Origin of the sequence: Nocardia carnea, from assembly GCF_029868325.1 — a bacterium.
GTDB classification, from domain to species: Bacteria; Actinomycetota; Actinomycetes; order Mycobacteriales; family Mycobacteriaceae; genus Nocardia; species Nocardia carnea_C.
The window spans coordinates 1-21,391 of record NZ_JARWNW010000153.1 but is presented as its reverse complement, the minus strand read 5'-3'; the positions used below and the strand labels follow the sequence as shown (position 1 = coordinate 21,391).

Below are 21,391 nucleotides of genomic sequence, written 5' to 3'. Positions count from 1 at the left end.
GGGTGGGCCCCGCAATGCGCTCCCCCCCCCCTTCCCGCGCCCGCCGGGGGTTTGGGTGGGTGTTATAAACTATTTTAAAAATGGGCCAAAACCCCGCGCGCCGAAGGCGCGCCATAGACAGAGCTTGTACGCTCGGCTGGTGTGAGCGTCGACATCACCGCATCGGCGGCATGGCGGAAATTGCAGGATCATCACGAGGCGATCGCCACCCTCCGGCTCAGGGACCTGTTCGCCGACGATCCGGCGCGTGGCCGTGATCTGAGAGTGACCGCTGGTGAGCTGCTGATCGATTACAGCAAGCATCGGATCACCCGGGAAACATTGCGCCTGCTGGTCGATTTGGCGGACGAGGCCGGGGTGGCGGCGCAGCGGGACCGGATGTTGCAGGGCAGCCATATCAACACCTCTGAGGATCGCGCGGTCGGGCATACGGCCTTGCGGCTTCCGCCGGGTACTTCGGTGACCATCGATGGCGAGGACGCCGGTGCCGCGGTGCACGAGGTGCTCGACCGGATGCGCGCTTTCGCCGACGCCGTCCGTTCCGGGCAGTGGCGCGGCGCCACCGGGCAACGGATCCACACCGTGGTCAATATCGGTATCGGCGGTTCGGATCTCGGTCCGGTGATGGTGCATCAGGCGCTACGGCACTATGTGGATGCCGGGATCGACGCCCGTTTCGTATCCAATGTCGATCCGGCCGATCTGGTGGCGAAGCTGGCCGGCCTGGACCCGGCCACCACGCTGTTCATCGTCGCCTCGAAAACCTTCTCCACCTTGGAGACCCTGACCAACGCGACGGCCGCCCGCCGCTGGCTGACCGGCGCGCTGGGTGCGGACGCGGTGGCGAAACATTTCGTGGCGGTTTCCACGAATGCCGAGCGGGTGGCCGAATTCGGGATCGATACGGCCAATATGTTCGGCTTCTGGGATTGGGTGGGCGGCCGCTACTCGGTGGATTCGGCCATCGGGTTGTCGGTGATGGTCACGGTGGGACCGGACCGGTTCGCCGAGTTCCTGGCCGGGATGCACACCATGGACCGTCATTTCGCGACGGCGCCGCCGGAAACCAATGCGCCGATGCTGCTGGCGCTGCTGGGCGTGTGGTACTCGAATTTCTTCGGTGCCCAATCCCGTGCGGTACTCCCCTATTCGAACGACCTGGCTCGTTTCCCGGCTTATCTGCAGCAGCTCACCATGGAGTCGAACGGTAAATCGGTGCGCGCCGACGGCACCCCGGTGACCACCTCTACCGGTGAGATCTTCTGGGGCGAACCGGGTACCAACGGCCAGCACGCGTTCTATCAGCTGCTGCATCAGGGGACCCGGCTCATTCCCGCCGATTTCATCGGCTTCGCCCGGCCGGCCGACGATCTGCCCACCCGCGACGGCACCGGCAGCATGCACGACATCCTGATGAGCAACCTGTTCGCGCAGACCAAGGTCCTCGCGTTCGGGAAAACCGCCGAGGAGATCGCTGCGGAAGGCACTCCCCCGGAACTGGTGCCGCACAAGGTGATGCCGGGGAATCGCCCGAGTACGACGATCCTGGCGCCGCAGTTGACGCCCGCGGTACTCGGGCAACTGATCGCGCTCTACGAACATCAGGTGTTCGTGGCGGGAGTGATATGGGGTATCGACAGTTTCGACCAGTGGGGTGTGGAACTCGGTAAACAGCAGGCGCTCGAGCTGGCGCCGCTGCTCACCTCGGCCGAAGACCCCGCGCCGCAGGGTGATTCCTCGACGGACGGTCTGATCCGCTGGTACCGCGATAACCGCTGACCGCGGCTCACGGCACCGGACGCGGTTACGCCGCCGGTCGGGTGACGGCCCGATGATCGTCCGTCACCACGGCGCCATGGGCAGGCCGATACGCCGCGCGGTGCCGACGGCGAGCCGGTGGAGCCGGCCGGTATCGGATACCCGCTCGGGATCGAGACTCGCCAGCGTCAGCAGATAGTCACCGCGGAACCGGCACAGATAACCGGACAACCGGGTCCGCGGGCGGCGCGCGTAGGTGAGCCCCGGATGGATGGCGCGCGCGGCGACACCGGTGCAGTCGTGCGGGCCGAGGGCGTGCAGCGACGCCGGTATCGGTCCGATATTCGAGCACAGGATGTCGCGTTCCCCGGCACCCCGGGACAGCCGGTACGCCACCCTGTCCGGGACCAGATGCAGGAATTCCTCCGGCAGTCCGCCGGGGCTCGATATCCGCCGTTCGTAGGCGGCGCGACTCTTCGCACGGATCTCGCCGGGAGCGTCACCGGGGGCGACGACGATCTCGGTCATCGCGAGATCGTTATCGATCCGGGGTTCGCCGCGGGTGTCCACCGGCAGGCTCGCCACGATCCCGCGCTCGGGAAACCCACTGGCCCACAGCGTGTTCGCGACGAACCAGATGAACAAACTGTTCGGTGTACCGCCGCTCACCGCGGCTATCCTGTCCCATTCCCGGCCGGGACACCGCAGCACAAGCGCCGGCACCGGCAGGTCGGCGTGCGGGACGGTGGTTGCGACCGGGTCACCGGAATCGGATTCGGGCGGGCAACCGCCGCCTCGAAATCCGTATCCACCGTCTCGGGTTCCCCGCACCCCAGCTCCGGCCCCGTGACCACCGTCTCGGGGTTCGCGCACCCCAGCTCCGGCTCCGTGACAGTCGCCTGGCGGTTCCCGGTTCGTGGCGGGGCCGCCTGTCTCGCCCGCCTCGCTGCTGACCGCAGCAGAACCCCTCACCCCGGGACCGGACGAATCGGTGGGCGAATCGGCGGGCGACCCCGACGTCGCGTATCCCGCCGGATCAGAAACGGTGCGCAACTCGCCGGGTCCGATTTTCCTGCCTGACCGGCTTCGGGCGAGCATCGCTGCCGGCGTCTTACGCAACCGCATCGCTGCCGGCATTTCATGCCACCACCAGAGCCGGAAACGCCCCGAGGACCGTGCCCGCCGAAATGCGGTTCGCGCGGCACGGGCGGTACCGGTGAGGACCGTGGCGCAGGTTTCGGCGGCGTCGGCCCAGTCCGACTCCGGATCGCCGCCCTGCTGCGCACTGCCGCCGGGGCGGTTGTCCCGGTCCGGCACCGGTCCGGGGCCCGGGCCGGGTACGAAGTCCGGGCCGTTTCCGGCCGGTGCCCCGAGCGCCTGCTCGACTGCGATTACCAGCCCCCGGGCGTCGGCCAGAACGTGTGAACAGGTGAGGGCGACGACCGTGCCGCCGTCGGTGAGCGGCGCCGCCGACAGGCGCCAGCCGGGGCCGTGCCGTGGGTCCAGATCCGCACCTCGTCCGTCTGCCCAGGGCAAGATCTCCTCCGCACGAAGTGGTGCCGACGCAGTATCGAGCGGGTGGGCGCGTGTACTGGTCTGCCAGCGGTCCCGGGCGCCGGGGACTCCGGACCGCACGACCCGGCGGCCGAGCGGGCCCACGCGCAGGGCGTCGTGCAACCGGTCGAGCCGGGCACGATCCACCGGGTCCGACGTCCGCCACAGTCCCTGGAGCGCGATAGGTGCGCCCATCCCCTGATGGGTTCGCAGGAAAATACCGTCGATAACGCTCAGCCGGCGCATCAGCTCAGGCTAGCCACCTTCTCCTGCGGCACCACGGATGCCTGCTCCGGCTCGAGACCACCGGTCGCCTTGGGGGCGAGGTGACGTGCCCTCCGCACTCCCGAGCCGGTTCCCGCCGAGCCAGGGACCTGGCGGCTGCATCGTAACGACGGACCGAGCTCAGTCCGGCGGCAGCCGGCGGGCGAAGAAGTCGAGGGCGTAGTCCACCCCGCCCTGCTGGGGTACATCGTGGCCGGCCTCGAGGATACGGAGCTGGTGCTGGGTTCCGTTCATCAGGAACTGGCCGGTGAGGGCAAGGGTGAACGGTAGCGGGACGACGGTGTCGTAGGCGCCGTGGACGATGAGGATCGGGTCCCGGTAGCCGCTGACCGGCACGCTCATATAGTCGCGCATCACCGGCGCGAATTCGGGATCGTTGAGCGGCCGCTGCAACATACCGCCGATTTCCGCATCGGCCAGCATTTCGGCAGTACCGGAGTTGCACTCGGTACCGAGTTCACCGACGAAATCCCGCCCGGCCGGGGTCAGGTAGTCGTCGATATCCACCCCGGCACCGGCCATACCGGACAGCACCATGGTGACGGCGCGCCCCGGGAAACCCGGCATCTCGGGCTGGTCCGGCCGGGCGCGGAGGAACACGGTCTCCATATTGCTGACCGGTGACAGGGCAACGGTGCCGTGGAAATCGAGTTCGGGCGCATATTCCGAGGCGTACCGGCCGGTGCCCAGCGCGGCGTGACCGCCCTGGGAGTATCCCGCGACCCCCCAGTCGGAGGAGAGTTCGGCAAAGGCGCTGCGGGTGGCGCGGACCGCATCGATGGTGGCGGTGGCGGCGGTGGCGGTCTGCAGGTACGGGTGCGGGCCCGAGGAGCCCGGGCTCAATCCGATGTAGTCGGGCGCGACCACCGCGTACCCCTCGTCGTTGAACCGGCGCACCACCGGGCCCGTCTCCTGCTCCAGTTCGGGGGAACCGGTCAGCCCGCACTGCTTACCTATGCCGGAGGTGCCGTGATCCCAGGCGATGACCCGCCGGCCTCCCTCAGGGACGGGCCCGTCCGGGAGCCGCACCACGGCTTCCGCGGCGACGAGTCGCCCGCCGGGGCCGGTGGTGACGTAACCGATGCGATGGACGTCGTCGAGTCCGCCCCATTCGCGGCCGAGCGGTTCGGCCGAGAGCAGGAGTCCGGGGTGCCAGGCCGAATCCGCGTGGGCGACGACCGGCAGTCCGGCGCACAGCGCCGCGACCAACGTCAGAACCCCCACGATTGTCCGGACTACGCGCACCAGCCCTCTCCTCTATCTCACGGCGGCCCAGTACATGATCGCAGCAATTCGGGCACCTCGCGCATGCGGTGGCATATTCGCGCCGGTGGCCCGGGCGTGTCCCGGGTTCAGCGGACCGGCGGTGCGATCTGCCAGTGTTTTTCCAGGGCACCGGCGATATCGGGTAGGACGGTCACGGGAATCTTCTTGTGCCGCAAGATATTCCGAATCTCGTTGATTTGCTCTCGTTTCCGCAGGTCATAGGCGCCGGATACCGGGCCGGACACCGGCGGAATGGACAGCAGAATCAATTCACTGTGTAATTCCTCACCCCCGGTCAGATCCAGCGCGAGCGACCACCGCGCCCGTTCGTCCAGAACGAACCGCCCGGCGATCACCCGGTCCCATTCGATACTGGTCGCTGACCACGGGGTACGCCGGTGGATACCGTCGTCGGTCAGCACGACGGTATCCCGTTTGAACAGGGCGAGAAGAGCCGCCACGGCGAGCAGCGCCCCCAGTACGAGCCCGGTGAAGATACGACCCGCCCCGAACAGCAGCACCGTCGGCACGGTCACGGCCGCCACGACCGCCACACCCGCCAGACCGTAACCCAGCACCCGCCCGCCGGGCACCACCCCCGCGTGCACCCTGTGCATACCGACTCCACTCACCCGAGAACACGTGTTGCCGGCCACACGGTACCGGAGCAGGCGCCACGGCACCCGCTCACCGGACCCACTCAGTGCAGGGCGACGGCGGCCTCGGCGGAATAGACCTGGAAGGTCATGCTCTGCTGGAAATACAGCTGGACGGTTTCGGCATCATGGCCGAGATAGCCGATGGACAGGTCCTGGCCGAGGGTGAGGTCGAAGTCTCCGCCACGCGTGGTGAGCACGAAGGCTCCGTCGATAGCGGGCGCCCAGATGATCTCGCCGTCGGGTACGAGGCGTTCCAGGTGGGTACGCAGCGGATGGCCGTGGTTGGAGGTTTCGCTGACCTTGGTGTACAGATCGGCGCTGAGCAGCACCGAATACGGTCCGTCGACACCGGCCAGCCGCAACTGGCTCACCGCCAGGGCGATCACCTCCGGCACCCCGAACACGTCGTCGGGTAGTGCGATCGCCCGGTTCGACGAGGCGGCCCGGATACCGGTGATCCCGGCGGCGGCGTAACCCTCGAAAACGGCCCGGTCCTCGGCGAACGCGATCTTGCGGGCGGCGTCCTTGACCGGGTCCAGGTCGGTGTCCTGCGCACCACGTTCGACATTGTCGAGTTCCTCCCGCGACAGCGTGAACGGCACCCGCAACTCCACCAGCGGCGCGACCACCCGCTGCCGGGCCACGACCCCGTCGTTCGGGGCGGCGATCGGCGTGGTGTGGCCGAGACCGCGCGCGGAGTAGTCGGTACCGTGCGGACCGGACAGGTCCACCACCCGGCGGCCGGCGTTATGCCGTTTGAAGGTCCGCGCGGACTCCTCTTCGATAACGGCCCAGGCCGCGTCCGTGATCGGCGCGAGCTCACGATGCAGGTTGTTCATACGGTGCTGCTCCTTTTCAATGTGCCGATACCGAGTGAACCGTCCGCGCTCGGCGCCGGACCCGGCCGGTCCGCGGTTTCCCCGACCGGCTCCGCCGCCGGCGGCGCCGGCAGATCGTCGAAGAAATCCTGCGGCGGAACGAAGAACAGGGTGCCGGTGACGGCGGTGGAGAAATCCAGGATCCGGTCGTGGGTGGCCTCGTCGGTGCCGAGGAACATCCGCTCCAGCATGATCTCGGTGGTCCGGGGGGTGGCCGAATAACCGACGAAATACGTGCCGAATTCGCCGTCGCGGATACTGCCGAAGGGCATATTCGCGCGCAGGATCTCCCGCTCGGTACCGTCGGGCTCGATCACCTGGTTCACCGCGATATGCGAATCCGCGGGTTTATCCGCCTCGTCCAGTTCGAAATCCTCGAGTTTGGTCCGGCCGATGACCCGCTCCTGCTCCTGTACCGGCAGAGCCCGCCAGGCCGGTAGATCATGCAGGTACTTCTGCACGATCACATAGCTGCCGCCGGTAAAGTCCGGATCGCCGGCGCCGATCAGCGCGGCCGCACCGGCCGCCGAATCCGGGAGCGCGCCCTCGGGGTTCTCGGTGCCGTCGACGAACCCCAGCAGATCGCGCTGTTCGAAATACCGGAAGCCGACGGTTTCGTCGACGATCGTGCCGACACCGGCCAGCCGGTCGCCGATGGCCATCGCCAATTCGAAACAGGCGTCGTGCGCCTGGGCGCGGATATGGAACAGCAGATCGCCCGGGGTCGCGGGGGCGTGGTGCAGCGGGCCGTCGTATCCGGGGAATTCATGCAGTTCGGCCGGGCGGGGGCCACCGAAGAGCCGATCCCATGCCGCCGATCCGATACCGGTGATGCACCCCAGCCCGGCGCCCGGGAGCCGGAAGCCGATCGCCCGCCGCAGACCCGGCAGCTCGGCCAGCAGGTCCCGCGCCGCCGCCTCACCACCGGGTTCGACGGTGGCGACGAGGAAATGCGCGGCCGGGGTGAGTGGTTCGAGTATCGGCTGCGGCTGCCCCATAGGCGATCACATTACCGGCGAGCCGACCCGGCCCCGCACATTCCCGGTGGCTACTTGGCCACAGTCAGCAGGAAGGCCACATCGTCGATCGCCAGCACACTGTGCCGCGCCTTGGGCACCACCAGCAGATCGCCGGACGATCCTTTCCACTCGTTGTCGCCACTGTTCAGGGTGAGAGTGCCGGAGAGCACCAGCAGGGTGGCCTCGCCCTGGTTGTCGTGTTCGGCCAGGCTCTGTCCGGCGCACAACCCGACGACCGTCTGTCGCAACGAATTGGCATGCCCGCCGTAGATCGTCCGGGAGCTGCGGCCACTGGTGGTGGTCGCCGCCATCTTGAGCTGCTGCCGGGCCACCGCTGTCAGCGATTTCTTGTCCATGAACCGCCTTTCGCCTCCGCGTACCCGCGACCGGGCTGATGATCACGGGGTCGTATCGCCGAGTATGCCCGACCGGGACGCGGCATTCCCGCGTTTCTCCGAGCTGTGCTCCTTTTGCCGCCGGGCGGCTCACTTCCGGCCCCGGCCCGCAACGCGCTCGGTATACCGGGTTGCCCCCGTGCGAGGTGCTCCCGGTATCCGCCGGCGCCACCCGGCAGCACGCCGGGGCAGTCCCGCCGGTCAGCGCGTGAAGCGGCGGGTGCGGTACCGGAGACCGCCGGACGATTCCAGCCAATCCTGCGAATCGCCGGAATGCCATTCGGGCCCGAGTTCGGGGGCGTAGGCGTCCCCGTGCACCTCGGTGTCCACCTCGGTGATCAGGAGTTCGGTCGCATACGGCAGCGCCGCACGATAGACCTCGCCGCCGCCCATCACCCAGGTGGTCGCGGGAGCGGCCAGTTCCAGCGCGGCCGGAACGGAACCTGCGGTTTCGGCACCCGCGGCCGACCAATCCGACTGCCGGGTCACCACGATATTGCGGCGGCCGGGCAGCGGGCGGAAACGCTCCGGTAGCGATTCCCAGGTCCGCCGGCCCATCACCACGGGATGGCCGGTGGTCGTCCGCCGGAAGAGGGCCATATCTTCGGGCACCCGCCACGGAATGGTGTTGTCCACACCGATCACTCCGTCGGGTGTCTGCGCCCAGATCAGGCCGATGATGCGTTCCGGTGCGGTCATACCGCCACCGGGGCCTTGATCGCCGGGTGATGCCGGTAGTCCAGGATCCGCACGTCCTCGTACCGGTAGTCGAACAGCGACGCGGCCGGGGTGAGGTCGAGCTCCGGGAACGGGTAGGGGCTGCGGGTCAGCTGTTCGGTGACCTGGTCGTGGTGGTTGTCGTAGATATGGCAGTCACCGCCGGTCCAGATGAAATCGCCGGGTTCGAGGCCGCTCTGCTGGGCCACCATCACCGTGAGCAGGGCGTAGCTGGCGATATTGAACGGCACCCCGAGGAACAGGTCGGCGCTGCGCTGGTACAGCTGGCAGGACAACCGGCCGTCGGCGACGTAGAACTGGAACAGGGCATGGCAGGGTGCCAGCGCCATCCGGTCGAGTTCGGCCACATTCCAGGCCGAGACGAGCATGCGCCGGGAGTCCGGGTCGGTGCGCAGGGTGTGCAGTACCTGCGCGATCTGGTCGATATGGCGGCCGTCGGGCGCGGGCCAGGACCGCCACTGCACGCCGTAGACGGGCCCCAGCTCGCCGTCCGCGCCGGCCCATTCGTCCCAGATGCTGACCCCGTGCTCCTGCAGCCACTGCACATTGGAATCGCCGCGCAGGAACCACAGCAGCTCGTACACGATCGATTTGAGGTGGACTTTCTTGGTGGTGATCAGCGGGAACCCGGCGGAGAGGTCGTAGCGGAGCTGATGCCCGAACACGCTGCGGGTACCGGTGCCGGTGCGATCCGCCTTGGCGGTACCGGTATCCAGTACCCGGCGTAGCAAGTCCTCGTACTGGGTGTCCGGAGCGCGTTCCGCGTCTCGGGTGCTCGCCGCGCTCGCACCGGGATCGCCGGCCACGCCCGCCGTACTGTTCGTTGCGCTCGCCACGGGCCGAGCTTAACTCCCCGCACGTGCGCGGCCGCGCAAGGCCCGCAGCGCCCCACGGCGGTGGTCCCAGGTCAGCGCACACAGTGCGCGGGCACATACCCGAACGGCCGGTGGCCACCCGGGCCGCACACGCCAAAAGGTCATCGTGCACGCGCACGCAACTCGGCACTGCGCCGGCGCTCACACCCACCAGGGCGGCGGCGCAGCAACCTGCCGCGGCCTACGGTCCGTGCGACTGTCCGCTGGACGCAGCGCTGAGGTCGTCGGCCTCGAGTACGAGCGGGATGCTGCCCCCACGACCGCCGCCGCATCCGGGCTGCCAAGCTGACCCCATGCGGAAGCTGTATGTGATCGGTATCGGCGCCGGCGACCCCGACCAGGTGACGATGCAAGCCGTCAAGGCGCTGCGGGAGGTCGATGTCTTCTTCGTCATGGGCAAGGGCGCGGAGAAGCAGCAGCTCGTGGATGTGCGCACCGCGATCCTCGAGGAGCACGCCGCCCGTCCGCACCGGATCGTCGAGATCCCCGACCCACCGCGCGACCGTACACCGGCCGACTACAACGCGACAGTGCTCGACTGGCACGAACGCCGTTCGCTGCTGCTGGAGGAGGCGTTCGCGGCGACCGAAGGTGTGGGGGCGATCCTGGTGTGGGGCGATCCGGCGCTCTACGACAGCACCCTCCGCATGGTGGAACGGGCCCTGGCGCGCGGCACACTGGCCTTCGACTACACCGTGATTCCCGGTGTGACCAGCGTGCACGCCCTCGCCGCCCGGCATCGGATCGTCCTGCACCGGATCGGGGAACCGGTGCACATCACCACCGGGCGCCGCCTGCGCGACGAGGGGCTGGGCAGCGGGTCGACGGTGGTCATGCTCGACGCCGACTGTGCGTTCACCTCCGTCCCCGGCGACACCGACATCTGGTGGGGCGCCTACCTCGGAATGCCCGACGAAACGCTGTTCCACGGCCGGGTCGGCGAGATCGGCGCGGAAATCGTGCGCCGGCGTGCGGAGCTGCGGGCGCAGAAGGGCTGGATCATGGATATCTATCTGCTGCGGCCCGCTGAATGAGCTGGTAATCGGCCTGCGGGTCGTAGCATGGTCGGCATGACCGAACAGGACATACTCGGGCGGATCAAGGAACTGGTCGACCACGAGCACGACCTGCGGTCGCGGGCCTCGCGCGGGGAGCTCGATCCCGATGTGGAGCGGCGCCGGCTGGCCGAGGTGGAGGTCATGCTCGATCAGTGCTGGGATCTGCTCCGGCAGCGACGGGCCCGTATCGATCGCGACGAATCCCCCGACGAGGCCCAGCCACGACCGCCGGGACAGGTCGAGGGATACCTGCAGTAGGCGGCCGCGATGACCGGAATAGATTCCGCGGCAAAGGAATACGATGTGATCGTCGTGGGCGGCGGACCGGCCGGTGAGAATGCCGCCGCCTACGCGATCGCGGGCAGCAACCGCACCGCGGCCATCGTGGAACGCGAACGGGTCGGCGGCGAATGCTCGTACTGGGCCTGTATCCCCAGCAAGGCGCTGCTGCGGCCGGGGCATGTGCTCAGTTCAGCGCGCGGCCTGCCCGGAATCGAGGCCCACGGGCCCGATGTCGGTGCGGTACTGCGCCGGCGCGACGAATTCGTCCACGCCCGCGACGGCGACCACGACGATTCGGGCCAGCTCGACTGGGCCGCGCAGCAGGGTATCGACGTGATCCGCGGCGCCGGCCGGCTCGCCGGCGCTCGCAGGATCCGGATCGGCGAACACGAGCTCCACGCCCGCCAGGCCGTGGTGCTCGCCACCGGCAGCCGGGCCGCGATACCCGATGTCCCCGGCCTGCGTGAGGCCCTGCCCTGGACCTCACGCGATGTGACCAACCTGCGCGAGATCCCGAAGCGGGTCGTGGTGATCGGCGGCGGCGTGGTGGCCTGTGAGGCGACGACCTGGTTGTCGGCGCTCGGCGCCGAGGTCACCGTTCTGGTTCGGGGAAACCGGCTGCTCACCGGTGTCGAACAGTTCGCCGGGGAACGCGTCGCCGAAGCGCTCACGGCCCGCGGCGTGGATATCCGGTTCGGAACCAGCCCGCAGCGGGTCCGGCGCCCGGCGGCGGCGGACCACGGGGAAGGCAGGATCCACGGCGGTCCGGTCACGGTGCACGCCGAGGGGCCCGGCGGTGAGACCACCGTGCTCGCCGACGAAATCGTGGTGGCCACCGGGCGCACCCCGAACAGCGACGACCTCGGGCTCGACACGGTCGGGCTGGAACCGGGCTATGTCGAGGTGGACGATCAGCTGACCGTCACCGGAGTATCCGGTGAATGGCTGTATGCCGTCGGCGATATCAACCACCGTGCGGCACTCACCCATATGGGCAAATACCAGGCGCGGGTATGCGGCGATGTGATCGCGGCCCGGGCAGAGGGCCGGCCGCTGACGGATCCCCGATACCGCGCCAGCGCGGATAAACACGCTGTCCCCCAGGTCGTTTTCACCGATCCCGAAGTGGCCGCCGTGGGCCTCACTGCCGATGCCGCCCGCCGGGCGGGTCACGATATCCGCACGGTGGGACTGGATATCGAGGTCGCGGGTTCGGCGCTGACGCGCGACGATTACAGCGGTCACGCCGCGCTGGTTGTGGACAACACCACCGATACCCTGCTCGGCGCCACCCTCGTGGGTCCCGATATCGGGGAACAGTTGCATGCCGCGACGATTGCTGTCGCCGGACGGGTTCCACTGGAGGCGCTGTGGCACGCGGTGCCGGCGTTCCCCGCGGTGAGCGAATTCTGGTTACGACTGTTGGAGACCGACCGGTCGTCGTTACCATCGGCCACATGAGCGAGTCAGTCCCGGAGCCGGCAGCGGAGCGAATCGGCGGCGGGCATTCGCCGGAATCCGGCGGGCACGTCACCGAACAGGTCACCACCGCCGACGGCATCGTGCGAGGTGGGCGGGGCCGCCGCGTCCGGTACTGGCGATCGCTGCCCTACGCCGCGCCGCCCGTCGGCGATCTGCGGTTCCGCGCTCCGCAACCGGTACAGCCGTGGACCGATATCCGCGACGCCACCTACTTCCGGGCGGCGGGGATCCAGCCCAGCTTCGGTGTCCGGATCGGACCGCGCAAGCTGCAGGAAATGAGCGAGGATTCACTGACACTCAATGTCGTGGCTCCCGTTTCCGCCGCCGTACGTCCGCGGCCGGTGATGGTGTTCATCCACGGCGGCGGCAACCTGTTCGGCACCTCCGCGCTGCGCCTCTACGGCGGGGTACAGCTGGCAGCCGACGGCGATGTGGTCGTGGTATCGATCAACTACCGGCTCGGCGCGTTCGGGTACGCCGATTTCTCCGAATTCTCCACCCCCGGCAGCCCCTACGAATCGAATCTCGGCCTGCGCGACCAGATCGCCGCGCTGCGCTGGGTGCAGGCCAATATCGCCGAATTCGGCGGCGATCCCGGCAATGTGACGATCTTCGGTGAATCGGCGGGCGCACACGCCGTGCTGAGCCTGATGGCCACCCCGTCGGCTGCCGGGCTGTTCCACCGCGGTATCGCCCAGAGCGCACCCGCCGACTGGGGTTTGACCACGGCCGAGGCGAGTGAATTCGCCCACCGGGTCCTGGCCGAACTCGGGATCGCCCCCGCGGACGCGAACCGGCTGCTGCGCGAAATGGATCCGCACGATATCCGGCGCGCCTTCAACCGGGCATCCAACGCGGCGATGGCCGAATGCCCGGGTTTCTTCCCGGCGGCACCGGTGGCCGACGGGGATCTACTGCCCCGCACCCCTATCGATGCGTTCGCCGAGGGACACACCCACCGGGTCCCGCTGATCATCGGCACCTGCCGCAACGAAGGTGCCCTGTTCAACCGGTTCACCGATTCCCTGCCCACCCGGCCCGAGCGGCTGAAACGCGCTCTCTCGGTCGCCGGTCCGGAGCGCTATCCCCAGGTGTTCTACACCTATCCCGGTTTTCCCGGTGAAGCGGCGGCCATCCGCGCGGGCGGCGACTACTTCTTCTGGCGGCCTTCGCTGGAGGTGATGGAGGGACACAGCCGGCACAGCCCCACCTACGCCTACCGCTACGATTTCGCGCCCCGGCTGCTGCAGCTGTACAAACTGGGCGCGACGCATGCGACCGATCTGCTGCCCACCTTCGGTGCCGTCTACGAACCGTGGAGCCGGGCACTGACCATCGGCGGCAGCCGGCGCGGCCTGCTCGCGGTGACCCGCCAGGTCCAGGACAACTGGTTGAATTTCGCCCGCACGGGCGAGCCGCTGCCGGTGTGGCCCCGCTACACCGAAGCGGAACGCAGCACGCTGATCATCGACGACCCGGGCCGGGTGGAGAACGATCCCGACAGCGCCCAGCGCAAGCTCTGGGCCGGGGTCCGTGCACCCCAACTGGTACCGGCGGGTGCGGCTGCCCCGGCAGGTCCGGGCGCCGGCCTCGCCGCAGAGCCTTCCGGCGATACCACCGCACCGGCCGGCGGTGCCACCGAAAGTGCGCCGGCTCCGGCGAGTGAGGAAGGCGACGACGGCACGCTGCTGGGGAAGATCAACTCCGAGAACGCTGCGGGAGCCCCCACCGAAGTTGCTGCCACAGTTGTAGAGAAGCTGGCCGACAGCGTCGAGCCGCCCACCGACGCAGGGCCCGGGATCGCCGGCACCGACAGCACCGACAACCCCACCCGCGAAACGGAGCCACGCACCACCGGAACCGATGGCGCCGAGAACCCCACCGCCGAAACCGGGCGGCGCACCACTGGAACCGATGGCGCCGAGAACCCGGCCGACGAAACCGGGCCCAGCACCGCCGAAACCGATGGCGCCGCGAAAACGACCGGCGGCACCGGCTCGTAGTACAGCCCCGGCGAGGCAGCGGATCCGGCCCAGAATCCGGGCGAGCGGCTCCCCTGGATGCTTCGAACCGGAACTCCGGCCACTGAACGGTCAATGCTGCCGCGGCTTGCGCTCAGTAACGGGCCGCGAGTTTCGAACTACGGTGTGGGCCACACCGTCGAGGACCGGAACGCCTGTGTTCGGACAGCCGGCGGATCGGTGCTACTTCAGCAGCCGCGACATCCGGCGATCGGCGAGGATCTTCCCACCGGTCTGGCAGGTCGGACAGTACTGGAACGACCGGTCCGTGAACGCGACCTCACGGACCGTATCCCCGCATACCGGGCAGGGCATACCGGTGCGGCCGTGCACCCGCATACCCGAACGCTTCTCCCCCTTCAGCCGCGCCGCGTCCTGCCCCACCGACCGGGCGACCGCATCCGTGAGCACCGTACGCAGGGCGTCGTAGAGCGCGGACATCTTGGCGGCCGGCATCGTCTTCGCGGTGGCGAACGGGGAGATCCGCGCGGTGTGCAGTATTTCGTCGGAGTAGGCGTTGCCGATCCCGGCGAGCACGGTCTGGTCGACCAGCACATTCTTGATCCGGCCCGGCACCGCCCCCAGGATCGCGGCGAACTCCGGTTCGGTGACGGCGAGCGCATCGGGCCCGAGCCGGGCGATACCAGGTACCTCCGCCGGATCGTGCACGATATAGACCGCCAGCCGTTTCCTGGTGCCGGCCTCGGTGAGATCGAAGGCGGGGGTGGCTCCCTCCGAGGTGAAGAAATGCACCCGCAATGCCAGTGGCCCGCGCCCGGGTTTCGGCGGGCTCGCGCTCGGATTGTCGGTCCAGCGCAACCATCCCGCCCGGGACAGGTGGGTGATCAACCACAACCCACCGCACTCCATGCCGAGGAACTTCCCCCACCGCCCGGCTCCCGTGACATCGCGCCCGGACAGCGCCGTCACCGGCGGGTCGAAGGTTTTGATGGCGCTGTACGCCGCCACATCGATCCGCCCCACCACCGCACCGACCGCATGCTCCCGCAGGAACTGCGCCAGCGCCTCCACTTCCGGTAGTTCGGGCACGCGACCAGGCTACCGGGGCCCACTGACATTCGCGGCGTCCAAACGCCGGGTGATACCGGTACTCGTCACCGTGATCAGGGTGCCGACCACCACCAGGTCGAACGCCATCTGCACCGTGGTGGCGATCCGCGCTGCCTGGCCGGCGGCGTGGATATCGCCGAAACCTACGGTCCCCAGGGTCGCGACGGTGTAGTAGAGCGCATCGCTGCGGGTGCGCAGATCGGTGAACTGACCGGGATCGCGCATTTCGAGCACGTAGTAGAAGAGCGCGAAGAACAACACCACCAGACAGACCAGATACAGCAGGCCGTCGACCCGATGGGCGGTATCGCGGCTCGCCGCCAGGAACTGCCCGATCCGGTGGTAGGCAAGCCACGCCAGCCCGGCCACGCCGACGACGAACGCGACCAGGGTCACCACCCGCGTGGGCCAGTAGCCGGGGAAATCGAACCCCACCGGAACGAAGTAGTAGAACAGCAGACCACACATCACGGTCCCCGCGTTACGCCACAGATGCGCCGAGCCGCTGATCCGTCGAGATGCCATGGGGTCATGATCGGCCGGATCTGCGTATTCACCGGGCGGCACGCCGGAACAACAAGGTCACCGGTCGCGCGATACCGGTCGAGATCTCACTCGGCAACCGAGCCCTGTTCCACCGCACAATCGATCGAAACCGATTTCGCGAATATCGACGCCCCGGACACGCGCCGGATGGCGACGCGGCGGCCGTCGGGGCGGCTCCAGAGTCGGCGTCCTCCACTGGTGGCACCGATATCGGTCGGCGACTGTGGTTGTCTGTCGAGCGTGCTGTCGAAATTCGTCCGGGTATGCGTGGACGTGCTCCCGTGGCTCGCGACCGCGTCCGGGGCCGCCGGGGTGCTACTGCACTTCAGCCGGTTGTCGGCTCGCTTACCTGTTCTGGCGGCCTCGGTTGCGCCATACCTCATGTGCTTCTCGGTCGTCGGGATGGTGGCCTTTCTGGGGTTGCGGCGCTGGAGCGGTGCGGGGGTCGCGCTGGTCGTCGTCGTGGTGGCCGTGTGGACCCAGGTTCCGTTGTATTACGGTCGCACCGGCGACGAGGACGGACGACTGGTCCGGGTGATGCAGGCCAATCTCCTGTTCGACGGAGCGGACCCGGAAGCAGTGGCCGACCAGGTGCGGGAGCGCGATATCGAGTTGCTCACGGTCAACGAACTCACCCCCGCGGCGATCGGTGCGCTCGGCCGGGCGGGACTCGACCGGTTGCTGCCCTACCGGTATCTCTCGCCCGCCCGGACCGCTGCCGGGACCGGGATCTGGAGCCGTTACCCGCTGTCGGACACCGTCGAATACGACGGATATGTGCTGAACCAACTCTCGGCGACCGCCACGATCCCGGACGCGGGGCCGGTTTCGGTATTCGCCTTCCACCCGGTTCCCCCGGTGTACGACATCGGTGTATGGGCGGACGAATTGTCCCGCCTGCAGGCGATCCTGGAGAATTCGCCCGCGGATCGCCCAGCGATCGCCGGCGGCGATTTCAACGCGACATACGATCACGCCCAATTCCGGGCCATGCTGTCCGGACGTTTCGACGACGCCGTCGTCCAGGCAGGGGCCGGCCATCTGGTCACCTATCCCACCGATAAGCGATGGCCGCCACTGGTGGGCATCGACCACATACTCATCGCCGGAGGTCGTGCGGTCGCGGTCGAAACCCTCGATTTACCAGGCGCGGACCATCGCGCCCTGACCGCATCTATCCGCCTGCCCCGCGCCTCACGCTGAACTGTCCCGGATAGCCTGCCCGTGCAGTGCAGTCAGGGAAGTAGGTCCACCGGGGCCAGGGTGATCTCGAACGGACCCTGCAGGGTCGCGGTATCGCCCGCGCAGACCCGGTGGGTCTGTTCGTATACCTGCTCGGATCCGAGCGTATGGGCGAACAGGACCGGAAGTTCCTCCCCCGGTAGCCGGCCCTTGAAAGGGTTGATCTCGAAACGCCAGTAGTACGGGATTCCGGCGGCGGCGTAGACCACAGGTTTTGTCATCCGATCCGCCAGTGTGGTGGACCCGGAGACCACCTCGACGGCCAGCCGGACCTGTTCGACAGGTATTCCCCGCGCATCCCAGGAAATCGGCCCCTCGGCCACTATCAGGTCCGGGATGGGCTCATCGTCCCCGATCAAGACGCCGACACCTTCCAGGACCACACACTCCGCCGGTAACGCATCGTCGAGAATCCGGCCCAGCCGCTGGATGAGCCACTGGTGCCGGGGTTTGGAAGCCGCATTCACGACGAGCTGGCCATTCAACACCTCGTATCGCAATCCGTCGTCGGGCATCCGATCGAGATCGGCCGAGGTCCACCGGTCAAGCCCCGGGGCAGGCATAGCCATCGGACCACCTCCAGCTCGATTCGCCGACCGCGTACATTCGCGGCGCTGCCAGAATTCTAGCCTCCGTTTTCTTCCATCCAACGGGATGAAGGTCCGGGGGGACAGGCCGAGAGCGCGGTCTGTGACCGGATGCCCGGATATTTACGCGGGACCGGTTCGGGCAGGCGGCACAGTCGGCCGCCTGCCCGGTAACTCGGGCCCACGCTCGGCACGTGGGTGCTATCGCGTGGTTCGGTCCTCTCCGGGGGTAATACCGAGCCGGGCCAGCAGATGTGGGGCGATGACGCCGAGAGCTTCGGCGGTTGTCATCTCCTCGTGTGTCGCCGGGACCGCGTATTCGGCGATCTCACCCGAAACGTACGGCCGCCAGTCGTCGGCGCGGGGGCCTTCCTGCTGCGCACCGGGGGTGGGTACGCCGGCACGGAAGAAGTCGACGACGCCGCGGTAGACGCCGGGATCGTGGCCGGCGATCAGTTCCGCGGAGCGGGCCGCGGTCCGGTACACCGTGCGGAGCCGGTCCACCGGGAGCCGCAGCAGCTCCGGGGGAATCAGTTCGTGCAGGCGGGCCAGTTCCGCGTCGCCGAGTTCGCCGACGCTGCGGTCGGTGTCCTCGGTGCGGATGCCCTGTTCCAGCAGCGCGGCGCGCAGGATCGTCTCGAATACGCCCGGGTCGACGCCGGGATGGCTGTCCAGCATCGCCAGCATTTCGACGTGTTCACCGGCCGCCTGCAAGGCGGTGGCGACGGCGTGGGCCAGGACACCGCCGAGCGACCAGCCCAGGAGACGGTAGGGACCGCTGGGCTGGATGCGCCGGATCTCGGCCAGGTAGCGGTCCGCGATCTCGGTCAGCGAGGCCGGGTCGTAGCCGGCGTCGGAGTACGCCGGCGACTGGAGACCGTAGATCGGCTGATCCGCCGGCAGCAGCCGGGCGAGCCCGGTGAAGCTCCAGGCCAGCCCGTCCCTGGCGTGGATGGCGAAAATCGGGGTCGCGGAACCGGTTTCCCGGATGGGCAGTACCACCTGCAGTGCCGCTTCGGCCAGCGCTTCGGCTTCGGCGGGTTCGGCGAGCCGGGCCGCGAGACCGCCGACGGTCGCATCGGTGAACAACCACTGCACGCTGATATCGATACCGGTCTCGGTGCCGAGCCGGGCCGCGACCTTGGTCGCGAGCAGCGAATTACCGCCGAGCGCGAAGAACGAATCGTCGACGCCGACCCGGTCCATGCCCAGGACCTCGGCAAAGACTGCGGCGACCGTATGCTCCAGCGGGCTGCGGGGAGCGCGGAATTCGGCCTCCCCGGCGAATACCGGTTCGGGCAGAGCGCGGCGATCCAGTTTGCCGGCCGGGGTCAGCGGGATCTCGTCGAGCACCATGATCGACGACGGCACCATATGCGACGGCAGCTGCTGCGCGGCGTAGTCGCGCAGTTCGGCGACGTCGATCGAATGGCCTGGTACAGCCACCACATACGACACCAACGAGACCACGCCCGCGGCGTTCTCGTGGCCGAACGTGACCGCGAAGTCGACCGGTTCGGACGAGGTGAGCGCGGCATCGATCTCGCCGAGTTCGATACGGAAACCGCGGACCTTCACCTGGAAATCGTTACGGCCCACATACTCCACCGCAGGATCACCCGCGGCATCACGCCGCCAGCGCACCACATCACCGGTGCGATACAGGCGCGAACCGGGCTCGCCGTACGGGTCTGCGACGAAACGCTCGGCCGTCAAACCCGGCCGCGCGTGATAGCCACGCGCCAGCTGGATACCGCCGACATACAGCTCCCCGGCCACCCCTTCGGGCACCGGATTCAACCGCTCGTCCAATACCAGCGCACGCATGCCCCGCACCGGACCACCGATGGTGACCGGATCACCCGGAAGCAACCGGCCACTGATGTTGGTCGCGATCGTTGCTTCGGTCGGACCGTAAGCGTTGTGGAACCGGCGCTGTCCCCCGCCCTCGGGCACGGTGGACCACTTGGCGACCAGATCCGCCGAAACTGCTTCACCACCGGCGATGATGACCTGCATACCCGCGAGGTCCGCGGGATCCAGCGAAGCCAGCACCGACGGCGTGATGAGGCCGACCGTCACACCCTCGCGGGAGATCAGCTCGCCCAGCTCCGCGCCACCGTAGGTACCGGTCGGCACCACAACCAGCGCACCCGCCGAACCGACGGCCAGCAGTAGTTCCAGGATCGACGCGTCGAACGACGGTGACGCGAACGCGAGCGCCCTCGACGCCGAAGTCAGCCGGTAACGCTCCACCTGCTCGGCACTGAAATTTGCCAAGCCTGCGTGCGAAACCACCACGCCCTTGGGCAGGCCGGTCGAGCCGGAGGTGTAGATGACGTAGGCGGTGTTCGCCGGAGTCACCGGCCGCACTCGTTCCGCATCGGTGATCGGGGTGGCGGGATACCCGTAGATCTCGAATTCGTCGAGTACCAGCCATTCCACCGTATCCGGCAGATCGGCCCGCGCCGCGGAGACCGTGATACCCACGGATGCACCGGAATCGGTGAGCATATGGGTGATCCGGTCTTCCGGATAGGTCGGGTCGATCGGCAGGAACGCCGCACCGGATTTGGTCACGGCCCATTCGGCCAGCACCGAATCCGCCGACCGCGGCACCGCCACGGCCACCACGTCCTCGGCGCCCAGGCCGAGCACCATCAGCGCCCGCGCCAGGCGGTTCGACTGCTCGTCGAACTCGCCATAGGTGTACCGGCGGCCGTCGAACACCACTGCCGGCGCCGACGGGTCGACGGCCACGGCGGCGGCCAGCAACTCCGGCAAGGTCTGTGCCGGTACCGCCGGACCACCCGACCGCGAACCCAGTTCCGCACGTTCGGCGGGGCTGAGGAACTGCGCATCGCCCACCGGCTGTTCCGGTGCGTCGACCAGATGGTCGATCACCCGCAGCAGTCGCGCGGCGAGCGTTTCGACAGCGGCGGCGTCGAACCGGCTGGTCAGGTATTTCAGCATGATGCGGACGGTGCCGTCGGCCGTTACCACCAGGGTCAGCGGATAGTGGCTGTTGTCGCGCGTGCGCACACCGGCGATGGACATACCGTCGATATCGCCGGTGGCGGCGACGGCAGCGGCGTCGGTGGGATAGGACTCGAACACGAACAGGCTGTCGAACTGCACCTGGGCACCGGCAGCCCGCTGGATATCGGTCAAACCGAGGTAGTGATGTTCCAGCAGGGCGGCTTGTTCCCGCTGCAGTCCGGTGAGCAGATCGTCGGTGGCCGCCCGGTGATCGACCTGTACCCGCACCGGCAGGGTGTTGATGAACAGGCCGACCATGGATTCGACGCCGGGAAGTTCGGCCGGGCGGCCGGACACCGTGGCGCCGAACACCACATCGTCCCGGCCGGTGATCCAGCCGAGCAGCACACCCCAGGCCGCCTGCAGCAGGGTGTTCATCGTGACCCCGAGCTCGGCGGTGCGCGCGGCGAGTTGCCGGGTGCGGTCCGCGTCGATCTCGGCGACGAAGGTGCCCATCTCGTAGGTTTCTTCGGCCACCGGTTCCGGAGCCAGTAGCGCGGGCTCGGTGAATCCGTCCAGCGCTGCGCGCCACGCCTGGGCGGACTCTTCGCGGTCGCGGCCGGCCAGCCAGGACAGGAAGTTCCGGTAGGAGACCACCCGGGGCAGCGCGGGGGGGACGCGCCCCCCCCCCCCGCG

Annotated in this window: 18 protein-coding genes; 6 read left to right on the top strand and 12 right to left on the bottom strand. The window is 68.4% G+C overall.

Annotation, left to right across the window (positions count from 1 at the left end):
* Positions 1-141 precede the first annotated feature (141 nt).
* Positions 142-1,779, top strand: a complete 1,638-nt coding sequence (gene pgi, locus QH196_RS11270) for a glucose-6-phosphate isomerase (RefSeq protein WP_280415710.1) — start codon at positions 142-144, stop codon at positions 1,777-1,779.
* Between the two features lie 63 nt (positions 1,780-1,842).
* Here pgi and QH196_RS11265 read toward each other — a convergent pair whose 3' ends face one another.
* The 8 genes from QH196_RS11265 to QH196_RS11230 form a co-directional block, all read right to left on the bottom strand.
* On the bottom strand, positions 1,843-3,558 hold the full coding sequence (locus QH196_RS11265) for a hypothetical protein (protein WP_280415709.1): 1,716 nt from the start codon (positions 3,556-3,558) through the stop codon (positions 1,843-1,845).
* 159 nt (positions 3,559-3,717) lie between these two features.
* Entirely contained in the window at positions 3,718-4,842 is a 1,125-nt protein-coding gene (locus QH196_RS11260) for a lipase family protein (RefSeq protein WP_280415708.1), read from the bottom strand.
* A gap of 107 nt (positions 4,843-4,949) precedes the next feature.
* Positions 4,950-5,480, bottom strand: a complete 531-nt coding sequence (locus QH196_RS11255) for a hypothetical protein (protein ID WP_280415707.1) — start codon at positions 5,478-5,480, stop codon at positions 4,950-4,952.
* 83 nt (positions 5,481-5,563) lie between these two features.
* Complete coding sequence (locus tag QH196_RS11250) at positions 5,564-6,361, bottom strand: family 1 encapsulin nanocompartment shell protein (protein ID WP_062973701.1); 798 nt, start codon at positions 6,359-6,361, stop codon at positions 5,564-5,566.
* Positions 6,358-7,398 (bottom strand): Dyp-type peroxidase, encoded by a 1,041-nt coding sequence (locus QH196_RS11245; RefSeq protein WP_280415706.1) that lies wholly within the window; start codon positions 7,396-7,398, stop codon positions 6,358-6,360. The genes QH196_RS11250 and QH196_RS11245 overlap by 4 nt, the downstream gene beginning before the upstream one ends.
* A gap of 50 nt (positions 7,399-7,448) precedes the next feature.
* Entirely contained in the window at positions 7,449-7,775 is a 327-nt protein-coding gene (locus QH196_RS11240) for a cupin domain-containing protein (RefSeq protein WP_280415705.1), read from the bottom strand.
* A 240-nt stretch (positions 7,776-8,015) separates the two neighbouring features.
* A complete protein-coding gene (locus QH196_RS11235; protein WP_280415704.1) occupies positions 8,016-8,513 on the bottom strand; it encodes a dihydrofolate reductase in 498 nt (165 codons plus the stop codon).
* Entirely contained in the window at positions 8,510-9,358 is an 849-nt protein-coding gene (locus QH196_RS11230) for a thymidylate synthase (protein ID WP_432278182.1), read from the bottom strand. Before QH196_RS11230 ends, QH196_RS11235 begins: the two co-directional genes overlap by 4 nt.
* A gap of 362 nt (positions 9,359-9,720) precedes the next feature.
* On the opposite strand from QH196_RS11230, the gene cobF reads away from it, so the two are divergent.
* From cobF to QH196_RS11210, 4 genes are read left to right on the top strand one after another with little or no spacing between them, the layout of a single operon-like run.
* Positions 9,721-10,461, top strand: coding sequence for a precorrin-6A synthase (deacetylating) (gene cobF, locus QH196_RS11225; RefSeq protein ID WP_280415703.1), 741 nt, complete (start codon positions 9,721-9,723; stop codon positions 10,459-10,461).
* Between the two features lie 36 nt (positions 10,462-10,497).
* Positions 10,498-10,743 (top strand): DUF2630 family protein, encoded by a 246-nt coding sequence (locus QH196_RS11220; protein WP_062973709.1) that lies wholly within the window; start codon positions 10,498-10,500, stop codon positions 10,741-10,743.
* 9 nt (positions 10,744-10,752) lie between these two features.
* A complete protein-coding gene (locus QH196_RS11215; RefSeq protein WP_280415702.1) occupies positions 10,753-12,228 on the top strand; it encodes a dihydrolipoyl dehydrogenase family protein in 1,476 nt (491 codons plus the stop codon).
* The gene (locus tag QH196_RS11210) at positions 12,225-14,252 is read left to right on the top strand and encodes a carboxylesterase family protein (RefSeq protein ID WP_348538062.1); all 2,028 of its coding nucleotides are present in this window, start codon (positions 12,225-12,227) and stop codon (positions 14,250-14,252) included. The genes QH196_RS11215 and QH196_RS11210 overlap by 4 nt, the downstream gene beginning before the upstream one ends.
* A 201-nt stretch (positions 14,253-14,453) precedes the next feature.
* Here QH196_RS11210 and QH196_RS11205 read toward each other — a convergent pair whose 3' ends face one another.
* The gene (locus tag QH196_RS11205; protein ID WP_280415701.1) at positions 14,454-15,320 is read right to left on the bottom strand and encodes an Fpg/Nei family DNA glycosylase; all 867 of its coding nucleotides are present in this window, start codon (positions 15,318-15,320) and stop codon (positions 14,454-14,456) included.
* A 9-nt stretch (positions 15,321-15,329) separates the two neighbouring features.
* Positions 15,330-15,866: a potassium channel family protein gene (locus QH196_RS11200; RefSeq protein WP_280415700.1), complete on the bottom strand. Its 537-nt coding sequence runs from the start codon at positions 15,864-15,866 to the stop codon at positions 15,330-15,332.
* Between the two features lie 261 nt (positions 15,867-16,127).
* Here QH196_RS11200 and QH196_RS11195 point away from each other — a divergent pair, with 261 nt between their 5' ends.
* On the top strand, positions 16,128-17,090 hold the full coding sequence (locus QH196_RS11195; protein WP_280415699.1) for an endonuclease/exonuclease/phosphatase family protein: 963 nt from the start codon (positions 16,128-16,130) through the stop codon (positions 17,088-17,090).
* A 32-nt stretch (positions 17,091-17,122) separates the two neighbouring features.
* Here the strand turns inward: QH196_RS11195 and QH196_RS11190 are convergent, their stop codons facing one another.
* Positions 17,123-17,698, bottom strand: a complete 576-nt coding sequence (locus QH196_RS11190) for a Uma2 family endonuclease (RefSeq protein ID WP_280415698.1) — start codon at positions 17,696-17,698, stop codon at positions 17,123-17,125.
* 219 nt (positions 17,699-17,917) lie between these two features.
* Positions 17,918-21,361, bottom strand: coding sequence for a non-ribosomal peptide synthetase (locus QH196_RS11185; RefSeq protein WP_280415711.1), 3,444 nt, complete (start codon positions 21,359-21,361; stop codon positions 17,918-17,920).
* Positions 21,362-21,391: the final 30 nt, after the last annotated feature.

What these genes read in the sequence shown, in the direction of transcription:
- QH196_RS11265 (WP_280415709.1), bottom strand. Translation starts at nt 3,558, where the DNA reads ATGCGCCGGCTGAGCGTTATCGACGGTATTTTCCTGCGAACCCATCAG.
- QH196_RS11210 (WP_348538062.1), top strand. Translation starts at nt 12,225, where the DNA reads ATGAGCGAGTCAGTCCCGGAGCCGGCAGCGGAGCGAATCGGCGGCGGG.
- QH196_RS11255 (WP_280415707.1), bottom strand. Translation starts at nt 5,480, where the DNA reads ATGCACAGGGTGCACGCGGGGGTGGTGCCCGGCGGGCGGGTGCTGGGT.
- QH196_RS11200 (WP_280415700.1), bottom strand. Translation starts at nt 15,866, where the DNA reads ATGGCATCTCGACGGATCAGCGGCTCGGCGCATCTGTGGCGTAACGCG.
- cobF (WP_280415703.1), top strand. Translation starts at nt 9,721, where the DNA reads ATGCGGAAGCTGTATGTGATCGGTATCGGCGCCGGCGACCCCGACCAG.
- QH196_RS11250 (WP_062973701.1), bottom strand. Translation starts at nt 6,361, where the DNA reads ATGAACAACCTGCATCGTGAGCTCGCGCCGATCACGGACGCGGCCTGG.
- QH196_RS11240 (WP_280415705.1), bottom strand. Translation starts at nt 7,775, where the DNA reads ATGGACAAGAAATCGCTGACAGCGGTGGCCCGGCAGCAGCTCAAGATG.
- QH196_RS11215 (WP_280415702.1), top strand. Translation starts at nt 10,753, where the DNA reads ATGACCGGAATAGATTCCGCGGCAAAGGAATACGATGTGATCGTCGTG.
- QH196_RS11235 (WP_280415704.1), bottom strand. Translation starts at nt 8,513, where the DNA reads ATGACCGCACCGGAACGCATCATCGGCCTGATCTGGGCGCAGACACCC.
- QH196_RS11220 (WP_062973709.1), top strand. Translation starts at nt 10,498, where the DNA reads ATGACCGAACAGGACATACTCGGGCGGATCAAGGAACTGGTCGACCAC.
- QH196_RS11245 (WP_280415706.1), bottom strand. Translation starts at nt 7,398, where the DNA reads ATGGGGCAGCCGCAGCCGATACTCGAACCACTCACCCCGGCCGCGCAT.
- QH196_RS11190 (WP_280415698.1), bottom strand. Translation starts at nt 17,698, where the DNA reads ATGGCTATGCCTGCCCCGGGGCTTGACCGGTGGACCTCGGCCGATCTC.